General features: G+C 66.6%; 12 protein-coding genes. 7 read left to right on the forward strand and 5 right to left on the reverse strand.

The window, feature by feature from the left end; translation table 11 throughout:
* Positions 1 to 14: 14 nt before the first annotated feature.
* Genes AC3QL3_RS01175 through AC3QL3_RS01185 form a run of 3 tightly spaced genes read right to left on the reverse strand, consistent with a single transcriptional unit; the run spans position 15 to position 2,713 of the window.
* On the reverse strand, positions 15 to 1,013 hold the full coding sequence (locus AC3QL3_RS01175) for a glycosyltransferase (protein WP_492896418.1): 999 nt from the start codon (positions 1,011 to 1,013) through the stop codon (positions 15 to 17).
* The gene (locus tag AC3QL3_RS01180; RefSeq protein ID WP_492896419.1) at positions 1,010 to 1,882 is read right to left on the reverse strand and encodes a glycosyltransferase family 2 protein; all 873 of its coding nucleotides are present in this window, start codon (positions 1,880 to 1,882) and stop codon (positions 1,010 to 1,012) included. The genes AC3QL3_RS01175 and AC3QL3_RS01180 overlap by 4 nt, the downstream gene beginning before the upstream one ends.
* A 60-nt stretch (positions 1,883 to 1,942) precedes the next feature.
* A complete protein-coding gene (locus AC3QL3_RS01185) occupies positions 1,943 to 2,713 on the reverse strand; it encodes a glycosyltransferase family 2 protein (protein ID WP_492896420.1) in 771 nt (256 codons plus the stop codon).
* Between the two features lie 265 nt (positions 2,714 to 2,978).
* Here AC3QL3_RS01185 and AC3QL3_RS01190 point away from each other — a divergent pair, with 265 nt between their 5' ends.
* From AC3QL3_RS01190 to AC3QL3_RS01210, 5 genes are all read left to right on the forward strand, one after another.
* Entirely contained in the window at positions 2,979 to 4,016 is a 1,038-nt protein-coding gene (locus AC3QL3_RS01190; protein ID WP_492896421.1) for a CDP-glycerol glycerophosphotransferase family protein, read from the forward strand.
* 69 nt (positions 4,017 to 4,085) lie between these two features.
* Positions 4,086 to 5,480: a sigma-54-dependent transcriptional regulator gene (locus tag AC3QL3_RS01195; protein ID WP_492896422.1), complete on the forward strand. Its 1,395-nt coding sequence runs from the start codon at positions 4,086 to 4,088 to the stop codon at positions 5,478 to 5,480.
* A 329-nt stretch (positions 5,481 to 5,809) separates the two neighbouring features.
* Positions 5,810 to 6,595, forward strand: coding sequence for a 3-hydroxybutyrate dehydrogenase (locus AC3QL3_RS01200; protein WP_492898826.1), 786 nt, complete (start codon positions 5,810 to 5,812; stop codon positions 6,593 to 6,595).
* Positions 6,592 to 7,878: a DUF3734 domain-containing protein gene (locus AC3QL3_RS01205; RefSeq protein ID WP_492896423.1), complete on the forward strand. Its 1,287-nt coding sequence runs from the start codon at positions 6,592 to 6,594 to the stop codon at positions 7,876 to 7,878. The genes AC3QL3_RS01200 and AC3QL3_RS01205 overlap by 4 nt, the downstream gene beginning before the upstream one ends.
* Positions 7,879 to 7,915: 37 nt before the next feature.
* On the forward strand, positions 7,916 to 8,239 hold the full coding sequence (locus AC3QL3_RS01210; protein WP_492896424.1) for a tetratricopeptide repeat protein: 324 nt from the start codon (positions 7,916 to 7,918) through the stop codon (positions 8,237 to 8,239).
* On the opposite strand, the gene AC3QL3_RS01215 is transcribed toward AC3QL3_RS01210, so the two are convergent.
* Complete coding sequence (locus AC3QL3_RS01215; protein WP_492896425.1) at positions 8,236 to 9,147, reverse strand: LpxL/LpxP family acyltransferase; 912 nt, start codon at positions 9,145 to 9,147, stop codon at positions 8,236 to 8,238. The genes AC3QL3_RS01210 and AC3QL3_RS01215 overlap by 4 nt on opposite strands.
* A gap of 89 nt (positions 9,148 to 9,236) precedes the next feature.
* On the opposite strand from AC3QL3_RS01215, the gene dtd reads away from it, so the two are divergent.
* The gene (gene dtd / locus AC3QL3_RS01220; RefSeq protein WP_492896427.1) at positions 9,237 to 9,677 is read left to right on the forward strand and encodes a D-aminoacyl-tRNA deacylase; all 441 of its coding nucleotides are present in this window, start codon (positions 9,237 to 9,239) and stop codon (positions 9,675 to 9,677) included.
* Between the two features lie 186 nt (positions 9,678 to 9,863).
* Positions 9,864 to 11,711: an RNA polymerase sigma factor RpoD gene (rpoD, locus tag AC3QL3_RS01225; RefSeq protein ID WP_492896428.1), complete on the forward strand. Its 1,848-nt coding sequence runs from the start codon at positions 9,864 to 9,866 to the stop codon at positions 11,709 to 11,711.
* Between the two features lie 62 nt (positions 11,712 to 11,773).
* Here rpoD and AC3QL3_RS01230 read toward each other — a convergent pair whose 3' ends face one another.
* On the reverse strand, positions 11,774 to 12,145 hold the full coding sequence (locus AC3QL3_RS01230) for a SnoaL-like domain-containing protein (protein WP_492896429.1): 372 nt from the start codon (positions 12,143 to 12,145) through the stop codon (positions 11,774 to 11,776).
* Positions 12,146 to 12,184 lie beyond the last annotated feature (39 nt).

A 12,184-nucleotide genomic window follows, 5' to 3' on the forward strand; every position in this document is an offset into this window, starting at 1 on the left:
GGCTCGTTTCGGCCTCAGGCCGAGCGCGCGAGATCGTCGACCGCGGCGACCAGGCGGCGGCGGAAATCCGCATCGTTGCGCTCGTACCAGGCGCGGGCGTGATCGCTGAGCGATCGGCGCGCGCCGGCATCGAGGGCGAGAAGACGTTCGATCGCCGTTTCGAGCGCGGTTTCGTCGACGAAGTAGGTGGTCGCCAAGCGTTGCTCACCGGTGTGGCTGTAGGCCACGAGCGCGCCGCGTTCCGGCCGGATCAGTTCGTTCATCGGCGGCGCGTCGGTGGTCAGCACGATCGCGCCGACGCTGGTCGCTTCGACCAGGTGATGACCGAATCCCTCGGTCTCCGAGGGGCAAAGATGGAACAGATGCCGGTTCTGCAGATGGCGCAATTCCGCGTCCGGCAGATAGCGCGTCACGTAGTGCAGGTTGGCTGCCTGCGGCAACGGCTGGGGCAGTTTCTCGCGCTGCACGATGGTCAGCGCCGGCCACTGCGGGTGGCGCAACCACAACTCCACCAGCGGCTGCGTGCCTTTGTTGCCGCTGCGGCCGGCGAGGTGGAAGAAGATCGGTTCGCGCGGCACGCCGGCGAGCATGCGGTCGCCGCTGCTGAAGCCGACGTAGTCGGTGCGGCGGCCGAGCGCTTCGAAAATCGGTACGGCGTGGCGCGTCTTGGCGAAAACGCGATCGACCGCGCCGAAGTACGGCGCGTATTCGGGCTTGAACCATTCCGGATTGGGGATCAGCGCGCTGCGCCGAGCCAGCAGCGGATATTTGCGCCAAGCGCGTTCGAGCATGATGTTGACGTCGAAACGCCCCTGCGCCGCGCCGCCGCGCCAGCGCGCCAGCGCGAGCTTGGCGCGCAATTGCAGATGGCGCAGCTGCCGCCGCGCGCCGCCCTGGCCGATCGCGCTGATGGTGACGTCGAAGCCGGCCTCGCTGAGCGCGCCGGCGAGGATGCCGAGATCGCGCGACAGGCCGGCGCCGTTGTCGCGCGCGGCGACGTGGATGCGGCTCATGCGAAGCGCTCCGCCGGCGCGGTCGCGCCGCGCAGGTCCGGCGGGGGCGTGGTGAATTCGTGCGCGTGCAAGTCGAGTCCGCGTTCGCAGCGCACGCGTCCGCCGTTGCGTGTCTCGTGCAGGATGCGATTGTTCGGCATCGACAAGTCGTTGGGGTCGGGGGGCGCGCGCGAGGTGTGGTGCAGATGCACGGCGAGTCCGGCGAATTTCAGCTGCTTGCGCAGCACGCCGGCGTTCTCCAGCCGCGCGCCGAGTTCGAGGTCTTCGCTGCCATACCCTTCCATCGCCTCGTCGAAGCCGTTGACGCGTTCGAGGTCGCGGCGCCAGAAGCTCATGTTGCAGCTCATGATGCGGCCGCGCCGGCCGCGCGCCTTGCGCCGCGCCAGCCACGGCCAGCGCAGCGCGTGATAGCGGCGGAAGTCGTATGGCGCATCGAATTCGCCTTCCATCCAGGGCCAGAACACCGGCGCCGCGCCGTCGAGCAGGCGCGCGGTCGCGCGCTCGGTCGCGCGCAGGCGGCCGCCGGCGAGAAAGCGATCCGTCTGCGCAAAGGCCAGATGGTCGGCGAGGAAACGAGGATGCAGCAGCATGTCGCCGTCGACGATGACGACGTACTCGCCGCGCGCCGCAGCGATGCCGCGGTTGCGCGCGCGTGCGGCGCGAAAGCCGCTGTCCTCCTGCCACAGATACGCCAGCGGAAGCGGAAATCCACGCGCTTGGCGTTCGACCAGCGCGCGCGTGTCGGCGGTCGAACCGTCGTCAGTGACGATGACCTCGTCCGGCAGGCGCGACTGCCGCGCGATGCTGGTCAGAGTCTGCGCCAGCGCGCGCGGCCAGTTGTAGGTGAGTACGATCAGGCTGACGCGCACGCGCGGGTTCCGGGTCGGTGAGCTGCGAGGACGGGATAGGAGGCCTTTTCGTCGCGCACCCTAGAGGCGGCCGCCGTGGCCGAGCAGCCACAGCTTGATGAACTTCTGCCGCACGTAATTGGCCTTGACGTAGGCGTAGACCAGACCGCGCCAACCGTCGAGAAAGCCGGCGCGCAACACGTAGCCGCGGAAGAAGCGCCAGGACGGGTTGAACACGATGTTGGCCAGGCTCGCGCGACGCCCCTTCGCGTGCATGTGCTCGGCCATCATGCGTGCGTAGCGTTCGAGCCGGGCGAGCTGATCGGCCATCGAGCGATAGGACAGGTGTTCGAGATCGCCGGCCAAGGTCGCCACCTTGCCGTCGACACTGGCGTGCTCGTGGATTTCGCGCGCGCCGCGCCAGCCGCCGTGGCGGCGGTCGAATAGGCGCAGCACGCGATCGGGATAGGCGTTGCCATGGCGCAGCGGTGCGCCGAAGTATTCGCTCAGGCGCGCGAAGCGATAACCGGCGTGGCCGGCGAAGCCGGCCTCGCGCGCGCGTTCGATCGACTCGCGCAGCTTCGGCGTGACGCGCTCGTCGGCGTCGAGGCAGAGTACCCAGTCGTGGCGTGCAGCCTTGACTGCGTAGTCCTTCTGCGAACGATAACCGTCGAAGGCGCGTTCGAGCACGCGCGCGCCCTTGGCGCGGGCGCGGGCGTGCGTGTCGTCGGTCGAACCCGAATCGATCACGACGATCTCGTCGCAGAACGCGAGGGAATCGAGACAGGCGTCGATGCGGTCGGATTCGTTCAACGTGATGATGCAGGCGGAGAGGCCGGGTCTGGCGGACATGGGCAGGCGCGGATCGGAAAGGTGTGAGAAATGCGGCCATCGATGGCCGCGCTGGACGACAAGAGGAAATCGGCGCGCCCGCAGCACTCTCCTTCCCCCACGAGAGCGAACGCGGACGATCGCATGACAGACTCCATAGGGTAGCGAACGGCGATGACGCCCGCATGTGGGGCTTTTGTTCGCGCGGTGGAGGCTACATCCTAGGCTCGAAAGCCGGGGATGCGCCCGAGCCGCGAGCGGATTTGGGCGATGTGCAAGGACTGACGTGTCTCGATATCTGTTGTTTGCAACCGAACTGTACGCACTGCCGATTCTGCGGCCGCTCGAGGCGGCGATCCGCGCCCGCGGCGACGAAGCGGCCTGGTTCCTGCCGCAGGCCGCCGCCAGCCATCTGAACGGCGGCGAGCGTCGATTGGACGATGCGCGCGCCGTCGCGGCGTGGGCGCCGCAGGCGGTGCTGGCGGCGAGCAATTGGGCGCCGCATTTCTTTCCCGGCGCCAAGGTGCAGCTGTTCCACGGCTTCAATGTCGAGAAACGTGCCGATGAGCGCGGGCATTTCCGCATCCGCGGCTTGTTCGATTTGTACTGCACGCAAGGTCCGGCGACGACGGCGCCGTTCCGCCAACTCGCGCGCGAACACGGCCATTTCGCCGTGGTCGAGACCGGCTGGCCGAAGCTCGATCCGCTGTTCGCGCCGGATGCGAGCGCAGCGGCACAGTTGCGCTCGCCCGATGGGCGGCCGGTGGTGCTGTACGCGTCGACTTTTACCGAAAGCCTCAGCTCGGCCGCGCTGCTGTACGAGGAGATCGCGCGCCAGATCGCGCGCGGCGAGCACTATTGGCTGCTGACCCTGCACCCGAAGTCCGATCCGCACTGGGTGGCGCAATACCGCGCCCTGGCCGGACCGAACGCACGCTTCATCGAGGCCGATGTGCTGGTGCCGGCGCTGCGCGCGGCCGACGTGCTGGTGTGCGATACCTCCTCGGTGGTGTCCGAATTCGTCGTGCAAAGAAAGCCGGTAGTGACCTTACGCAACCGCGCGCCCAAGCCGCACATGATCGACATCGAGGCGCCGCAGCAGCTCGAAGCCGCGCTGGCGCAAGCGTTCGCGCCGACCGCCGCGCTGCAGGCCGAACTCGCCGCGTACGCCGACGCGATCCATCCCTGGCGCGACGGCCGTTCGAGCGAACGCGTGCTCGAGGCGGTCGCCGATCTGAATGCGGGACGCCTTGGTTCGCTGGCGCGCAAGCCGGCCAACTTGTGGCGCAAGTGGCAGATCCGTTCGCGTCTGAAGCGGTTTTGAGGTGACCTGCGCGGGCTCGCCTGCGCTATGCTCCGTGTCTCGTTTTTGCAACATGCGAGCGGAGAGAGCATGACGGGCGCACGCATCCTCGTCGTCGACGACGAGCCGGACATCCGAGCCACGATCAAGGACATTCTCGAAGACGAAGGCTATGCCGTCGATCTGGCCGAGTCGGCGGCGGCCGCGCGCGAGGCCCGCCGGCGCCAGCAGCCGGACGTGGTGCTGCTGGACATCTGGATGCCCGATCTCGACGGCATCAGCCTGTTGCGCGAGTGGAGCGAACGCGGCGGCCTGCCCTGTCCGGTGGTGATGATCAGCGGTCACGGCACGGTCGAAACCGCGGTCGAGGCGACGCGGCTGGGCGCCTGGGATTTCATCGAGAAGCCGATTTCGCTGACCAAGCTGCTGCTGGTGGTCGGGCATGCGCTCGAAGCCGGCCGGCTCAAGCGCGAGAACGAAGGCCTGCGCCGCCAATTGCCGGCACCGGCCGAGCTGGTCGGCACCGGCCGCGCGACGCAGGCGCTGCGCGGACAGATCGACAAACTGGCCGGGCACGATACCGGCGTGCTCGTGCACGGCGAGCCCGGGACCGGCAAGGAAACCCTGGCGCGCGCGCTGCACGAGCGCAGCGCGCGGCGTGCGGGTCCGTTCGTGACCGTCGCCGCCGGCGCGATCGCGCGCGAGCACGCGGCGTTGGCGCTGTTCGGCGCCGAGGACGCGAACGGCTTGCAGCAGGGCCTGATCGAACAGGCCAGCGGCGGCACCTTGTTCCTCGACGAAGTGGCCGATCTCGATCCGGAATTGCAGTTGCGCCTGTCCAGCGTGATCGAACGCCGCCAGCTGATCCGCTGCGGCGGTCACGAGCCGATCGCGATCGAAGCGCGCGTAATCGCGGCGACGGCGCACGATCTCGAAGCGCTGGTCGCGGCCGGGCGCTTCCGCGAAGAGCTGTACTACCAGCTCAAAGTGGTGCCGTTGACGGTACCGCCGCTGCGCGAGCGCAGCGACGACATTCCCGAGCTCCTGCGCTACCACGCCGACTGGTTCGCCAATCGCGACAAGCTGCCCTACCGCCATTTCCCGGTCGCGGTGCAGAACCGGCTGCGTCACTACGCCTGGCCCGGCAATCTGCGCGAGCTGCGCAATCTGGTGCAGCGCCTGTTGGTGCTCGGAAGCGGCGGCGAGGTCGGTCTCGACGAAGTCGAACGCGCGCTCGGCCAGAGTGCGCCCGTCGCGGCGACGGCGCCCGCCACGAACGCACCGGCGATCGACTTCGGCCTGCCCTTACGCGAAGCGCGCGAGCAGTTCGAGCGCGCCTATCTCTTGCATCAGCTCGACGTCGCCGGCGGCAGCGTCGGCAAGCTGGCCAAGGCCGTCGGTATGGAACGCACTCACCTGTACCGCAAATTGAAGGACCTGGACATCGACCCGCGCGCGACCATGCGCACTCTGGCCGACGCCTGAGATGAAGAGGCCGCCGACCGCTCGTTCAGCTGCCGTTTGCTGCAGTGCGGAACTTCGCTGTCATCGGGCGGTCACAGGAGGCAGCTTCATTTCACACTCCCATTAGCGCCGTCATGTACGGCGCTTTTTTTTTGATTTGCTGGGGCGATCGTCCGTGATCGCCGGTCCAATAGTCCGGCGCGTTCGCCTCAGGCCAAGCTTTCAAATTTTTGCATTCCCAAGCGATATGTTTGACGCAAATCCTTTTCGCGGCGGCATGCTCTTGTAGTCCCAAGGGCCTGCCGCATCTCTCGACTTCGCGGCGTCGTGCCGCACCAATGGAAGGATGAATCATGCGACTCGACGGCAAAGTGGCGATCGTGACCGGCGCGGCCAGCGGCATCGGCAAGCGCATCGCCGAGGTTTACGCGGAGAACGGCGCGGCGGTGGCGATCGCCGACATCAACCTCGATGCGGCCAACGCGACCGCCCAAGAACTCGCGGCGAAGGGCGCCAAGGCGCTCGGCGTGAAGATGGACGTGACCAGCGAGCAGGAAGTCGACGACGGCGTCGCCGCCGTGGTCAAGCAGTTCGGTCAGGTCGACATCCTCGTTTCCAATGCCGGCATCCAGATCGTCAATCCGGTCGACAAGTTCGCCTACGCCGACTGGAAGAAGCTGACCGCGATCCATCTCGACGGCGCGTTCCTGACCACACGCGCTTGCCTGCGCGCGATGTACGCACGCGGCAAGGGCGGCGCGATCATCTACATGGGTTCGGTGCACTCGAAAGAAGCCTCGAAGCTGAAGGCCCCGTACGTCGCCGCCAAGCACGCGCTGGTCGGCCTGGCCAAGGTGGTGGCGAAGGAAGGCGCCGAGCACGGTGTTCGCGCGAACGTGATCTGCCCCGGCTTCGTGCGCACGCCGCTGGTCGAGAAGCAGATTCCCGAGCAAGCCAAGGAACTCGGCATCTCTGAAGCAGAGGTGATCAAGAACGTCATGTTGAAGGAGACCGTCGACGGCGAGTTCACCACGGTCGACGACGTCGCCGCGGCCGCGCTGTTCTTCGCCGGTTTCGAAACCAATGCGCTGACCGGCCAGAGCTTGATCGTCAGCCACGGCTGGTTCATGCAATGAGCGCGTCGCGGCGCTCCCGCGGAGCCAGCACGCGCCGCGCCGCCGGCGAGCGCGCGGCGCGCGAGCCGCTGGCGGCGCGCCGCAGCGCAGCCAAGCCGAAGGAAACTCCGGCCGCTCACGCCGAGCAATACCAGACCGTCGCCCTGGTTCTGCAGGGCGGCGGCGCGCTCGGCTCATACCAGTGCGGCGTGTACGAGGCGATGCACGCGGGCGGCATCCGCCCGAACTGGTTCGCCGGCACCTCGATCGGCGCGATCAATGCGGCGATCCTGGCCGGCAACGCACCGGAAGACCGGGTCGAGCGCTTGCGCCAGTTTTGGCAGACGATCTGCGAACCGGCCGGCTCCTACGCGCCGGCGACGGCCTTCATGCGCAGCGCATTCGCCTGGCTGCCGGCCAGCCAGGCGCTGTCGGCATGGACGAACACGCTCGGTGCGCTCGACGCTCTGGTGCAGGGGCAGCGCGGTTTCTTCAGTCCGCGCACGCAGTCGCCGTTCCTGTTCGCCGACGGCAGCGCCAAGGCGACCAGTTTCTACGACACCTCGCCGTTGAAGACCACGCTCGAGCGCTTCGTCGACTTCGACCGCATCCATGCCGGCGGCGTGCGCCTTTCGGTCGGCGCGACCAATGTCGAGAACGGCAATTTCCGCTACTTCGACTCGGCCAAGGAGCGCATCGGGCCGGAGCACATCATGGCCTCGGGTGCGCTGCCGCCGGCGTTTCCGGCCGTGGCGGTGGGCGATGAGCAGTACTGGGACGGCGGGCTGGTCTCCAACACGCCGCTCGACTACGTACTGACCAGCACGCCGCGGCTGGACAGCCTGGTGTTCCAGGTGGATTTGTGGAGTGCGCTCGGCGACCGGCCGAAGACCTTGATGGAAGTGCTCGAGCGGCAGAAGGACATCCAGTTCTCCAGCCGCACGCGCTTCACCACCAACACCGTCGCGCGCATCCAGAAACTGCGCAATGCGATCGGCGAGCTGCTGCGCGAAGTGCCGAAGAAGAAATTGCGACCGGAGCTGATGGAAACGCTGGAGCCGTGGATCTGTGATCGCGTGTTCAACATCGTGCACTTGATCTATCAGGCCAAGCCGTACGAGGAACAGTTCAAGGACTACGCGTTCGGCCTCGGCACCATGCAGGAGCACTGGGCTTCGGGGCTGGCCGACATGCAGCAGACGCTGGAACACCCGCATTTCTTCGCCCGGCCCGAATCGGAATCGGGCGTGGTCACGCACGACGTGCACCGCATCGCGGCGGCGAGGCGGCGGCGCAAGTCTTGAAGGTGGAACCGACGCCGTCGCATGCGATGATCGGGTCATGACGACGGATTTCATCGCACGCCTGCGTGCGCAGATCGGCGGGCCGCGCGACGGCGCCTTGTTGCGCTTCTCGCTCGGCCAGGCCTTGCTCGGCCACGGCGACGCCGTCGGTGCGGCGGGCGTGCTGCGCGAGGCGGTCGCGTTCGATGCCGACTATTCGGCGGCGTGGAAATTGCTCGGTCGCGCCTTGATCGAGAGCGGCGACGCCGACGGCGCGATCGTCGCGTTCGAGCGCGGTATCGAGGTCGCGCAAGCGCGCGGCGACGTGCAGGCGGCGAAGGAAATGCGGGTCTTCCTCAAGCGCCTGGAAAAGACCGGCTAACCGTTTCGCTGCGCCGCCAGCAGCTCGTCGACGAGTTTCGTCGGCCAGCGTTTGTACGACCACTGGTACTGCGCGAATGCGAGCCCGACGCAGGCCTCGACGCCGCGATTCAAGGCGGCGCACGCACGGTCGAGATCGGGGTCCATCAGTTCCGGCGGCGCCGGCAGGAAATGCAGGCGAAAACCGATACCCCGCGGCAAGCGCTCGACGAAACTGAACAGCACACAGGCGCCGGTACGCTGCGCCAGGCGCGGCAGCAGCACCATCGTCGCCGCCGGAATCCCGAACAGCGGCGCCGACACGCCCTCGCCGCCGCGCGGCTGCTGGTCGGGCAGGATGCCGACCACGCCGCCGGCGCTCAGGCGCTTGTACAAGGTGCGCACGCCGGCGCCTTCCGCGCGCACCTGCTCGACCGGCAAGGCGCCGCGCACCTTCAGCAGCAAGGGTTCGGCAAAGTCGTGGCGCGGCGCGCGGTACAGGATCGCCAGCGGCGTCTGGCTGGCGAGCCAGTAGTTCAAGAGCTCCCAGCAACCCAAATGCGGAGCGGCGACGATCAGGCCGCGGCCGGCGGCGAGCGCGTCATGAAAGAGTCCTTCGTTACGGGTTTCGCGGATCAGCCCGAGCGCCTGGGCGGGGTCGTTGCCCCAGATCTTGGCGATCTCGCAGAACGACTTGCCCGTCTCGATCGCCGCTTCGCGACCGCGCGCGTGTCTGGTTTCTGCGCTCTGTTGCGTTAATACCAGGGCGAGATTGCGTTCGATGATGCGACGCGTGCGCCCCGGAATCCGCCAGAGCAGGCGCCCGAGCAGGGTGCCTGCGGCATGCAGCAGCGGCAGCGACAGGCGGCCGCCGAGGCGCAGGCTGGCATGCAGCAGCGCCGCCGGCCAAGTGAGCGAAGAGGGCTTCATGAGGACAGCGATTGTAGCGATCGAGCCGGAGACATTGACCGCGTGCCGCCGCGCTTGTGAGGATGGGCGGCCCGATCCAGGAGTTCGGCATGATCGCCCTGATCCAGCGCGTCAGCGAAGCGCGCGTCGACGTCGACGCGCGCACGGTCGGCGCGATCGGTGCCGGCTTGCTCGCCCTGATCGGTGTGCAGCCGGGCGACGGCGAGGCGCAGACGCAGCGTCTGCTCGAGCGCGTGCTCGGCTATCGCGTGTTCGCCGACGCCGAAGGGCGCATGAATCGCTCGCTGGCGGACGTCGGCGGCGGATTGCTGCTGGTATCGCAATTCACCCTCGCCGCCGATACGCGTTCGGGCATGCGGCCGGGATTTTCCACCGCCGCCGCGCCGGCCGAAGCCGAACGCTGGTTCAACCGCCTGGTCGAGCTCGCGCGGACGCGCCACCCAGGGGTGGAAATCGGGCGCTTCGGCGCCCACATGCAAGTGCACTTGGTCAACGACGGACCGGTGACGTTCCGCCTCGAGGCGAATTGAACGGATTGCCGCGACAGGGACGCCGCAGCGCCCGCCATCGACAGTCGCAAACGCAACGAATGGTGACACCGCGGCAGCCGCCGCGCAGGAACCACGTAACCAAGCTCCAGCAATGACTTAAGCCGACCTTGACGCGGCTCCTATACTTTCTTTCCTTTGCCGTACAGAGCTACCGGAACCCCACACATGGCCGCCGAACACAACCAGGAGCAGCAGTCCGAGATCAAGACCCTGATCATCAAGGGCAAGGAGCAGGGCTACCTGACCTATGCCGAGGTCAACGATCACCTGCCCGACGACATCGTCGATCCGGAACAGATCGAAGACATCATCGGCATGATCAACGACATGGGCATCGAGGTGCACGAAGTTGCGCCCGATACCGAAACGCTGCTGCCGGAAACGCCGGTCGCGACCGACGACGACACCGCGACCGAAGAAGCCGTCGCCGTGCTGAGCGCGGTCGACGCCGAAGTCGGCCGCACCACCGACCCGGTGCGCATGTACATGCGCGAGATGGGCACGGTCGAACTGCTCACGCGCGAAGGCGAGATCGCGATCGCCAAGCGCATCGAGGAAGGCTTGAACCAGGTGCAGTCCGCACTGGCGAGCTTCCCGTGGTCGATCCAGCTCTTGATCGAAGAATACGACCAGCACACCGAGGGCAAAAAGCGCCTGTCGGAAGTGCTCGCCGGCTTCGCCGATCAGGAGCAGCCGGAAGTCGTGATCGCCGAAGCCGCCGCCGATGGCGATGGCGCGGAGGAAGAGGAAGAGGACGCCGCCGAGGGCGAAGCGGAAGAAGCCGGGCCCGGCGATACCGGTATCGACCTCGTCGAAGTCGCGCGCCGCATGGACGAGCTGCGCCAGTTCTACGCGAAGTTCCAGAAGACCGCCGACAAGTACGGCGCGGCCGATCGCAAGTCGCAGAAGCTGCGCGACGAGATGGCCGAGGCCTTCCTCAAGCTCAAACTGCCGGCGATCATGATCGACAGCTTCGTCAAGAAGCTGCGCGACGTGGTCAACAACATCCGCCAGCACGAGCGCGTGATCGGCGATCTGTGCATCAAGCACGCGCGCATGCCGCGTAAGGATTTCCTCAAGCTGTTCCCGTCCAACGAGACCAATCTCGAGTGGGCGGACGAACTCGCGCGCAAGCGCCAGAAGTGGTCGCCTGCGGTGAAGGTGCAGCGCGACGCGATCGTCGGCGAGCAGGAGAAGCTGATCTCGATCGAGACGGCGCTCTATCTCGGCGTCGCCGACATCAAGGAGATCAACCGCGCGATGTCGATCGGCGAAGCGAAGGCTCGCCGCGCGAAGAAGGAAATGGTCGAGGCCAACCTGCGCCTGGTCATCTCGATCGCGAAGAAGTACACCAACCGCGGCCTGCAGTTCCTCGACCTGATCCAGGAAGGCAACATCGGCCTGATGAAGGCGGTCGACAAGTTCGAATACCGCCGCGGCTACAAGTTCTCGACCTATGCGACCTGGTGGATTCGCCAGGCCATCACGCGCTCGATCGCCGACCAAGCGCGCACGATCCGCATTCCCGTGCACATGATCGAGACGATCAACAAGCTCAATCGCATCAGTCGTCAGATGCTGCAGGAAATGGGTCGCGAACCGACTCCCGACGAGCTCGCGATCAAGATGGAAATGCCCGAGGACAAGATCCGCAAGGTACTCAAGATCGCGAAAGAGCCGATCTCGATGGAGACGCCGATCGGCGACGACGAAGATTCGCATCTCGGCGACTTCATCGAAGACTCGACCATCGTCTCGCCGGTCGATTCGTCTACCAACATCGGCCTGATGGAAACCGTGCGCGACGTGCTCGCCGGCCTGACGCCGCGCGAAGCGAAGGTGCTGCGCATGCGCTTCGGCATCGACATGAACACCGACCACACGCTGGAAGAGGTCGGCAAGCAGTTCGACGTCACGCGTGAGCGCATCCGTCAGATCGAGGCGAAGGCGCTGCGCAAACTGCGTCACCCGAGCCGTTCGGAACAGCTGCGCTCGTTCCTCGACCTCGAGTAAGCGCGCTATCACGCGAGCGAAAAGGGCGGGCCAGTGGCCCGCCCTTTTCGTTTCAGCACGCTCTAACCGACGTTGTAGAAGAACTGCTCGCGCACGATCTTGCCTTCGCGCACTTGGTACACGCAGATCTCTTCCATGTTGATGCGGCCGCGGTCCTTGAACGTCGCATCCATCGTCATCACCAGCGAGAACCAGTCGCCGGCCACGATCGGTTCGCCGACGCTGCCGCCGTGCACCGCTTCGATGCCGTCGTTGAACTGGCGGCTCTTTTCGCGAATCGCCTCCATGCCCTTCGCGTTGCCGATCGAACCGGGCGGCAAGCCGTCCATCTCGATGCTGACGGCGTCGTCGGCGTAGAGTTCTTCTTGGGCTTGGTCGTATTTGCCTTCGCGGCACAGCTCGACCAGGCGCTTGGCAACGGCTTGCGTGTTCATCGACGTACTCCTTGTAAGGGAGCGGCAGCGTAGAGAGGG

The sequence above is a fragment of the Dokdonella sp. GW821-FHT11D02 genome (assembly GCF_058808595.1).

Coding starts and splice junctions, on each gene's coding strand:
- AC3QL3_RS01175 (WP_492896418.1), bottom strand. CDS start 1,013: ATGAGCCGCATCCACGTCGCCGCGCGCGACAACGGCGCCGGCCTGTCG.
- AC3QL3_RS01185 (WP_492896420.1), bottom strand. CDS start 2,713: ATGTCCGCCAGACCCGGCCTCTCCGCCTGCATCATCACGTTGAACGAA.
- AC3QL3_RS01195 (WP_492896422.1), top strand. CDS start 4,086: ATGACGGGCGCACGCATCCTCGTCGTCGACGACGAGCCGGACATCCGA.
- AC3QL3_RS01205 (WP_492896423.1), top strand. CDS start 6,592: ATGAGCGCGTCGCGGCGCTCCCGCGGAGCCAGCACGCGCCGCGCCGCC.
- AC3QL3_RS01210 (WP_492896424.1), top strand. CDS start 7,916: ATGACGACGGATTTCATCGCACGCCTGCGTGCGCAGATCGGCGGGCCG.
- AC3QL3_RS01215 (WP_492896425.1), bottom strand. CDS start 9,147: ATGAAGCCCTCTTCGCTCACTTGGCCGGCGGCGCTGCTGCATGCCAGC.
- dtd (WP_492896427.1), top strand. CDS start 9,237: ATGATCGCCCTGATCCAGCGCGTCAGCGAAGCGCGCGTCGACGTCGAC.
- rpoD (WP_492896428.1), top strand. CDS start 9,864: ATGGCCGCCGAACACAACCAGGAGCAGCAGTCCGAGATCAAGACCCTG.
- AC3QL3_RS01230 (WP_492896429.1), bottom strand. CDS start 12,145: ATGAACACGCAAGCCGTTGCCAAGCGCCTGGTCGAGCTGTGCCGCGAA.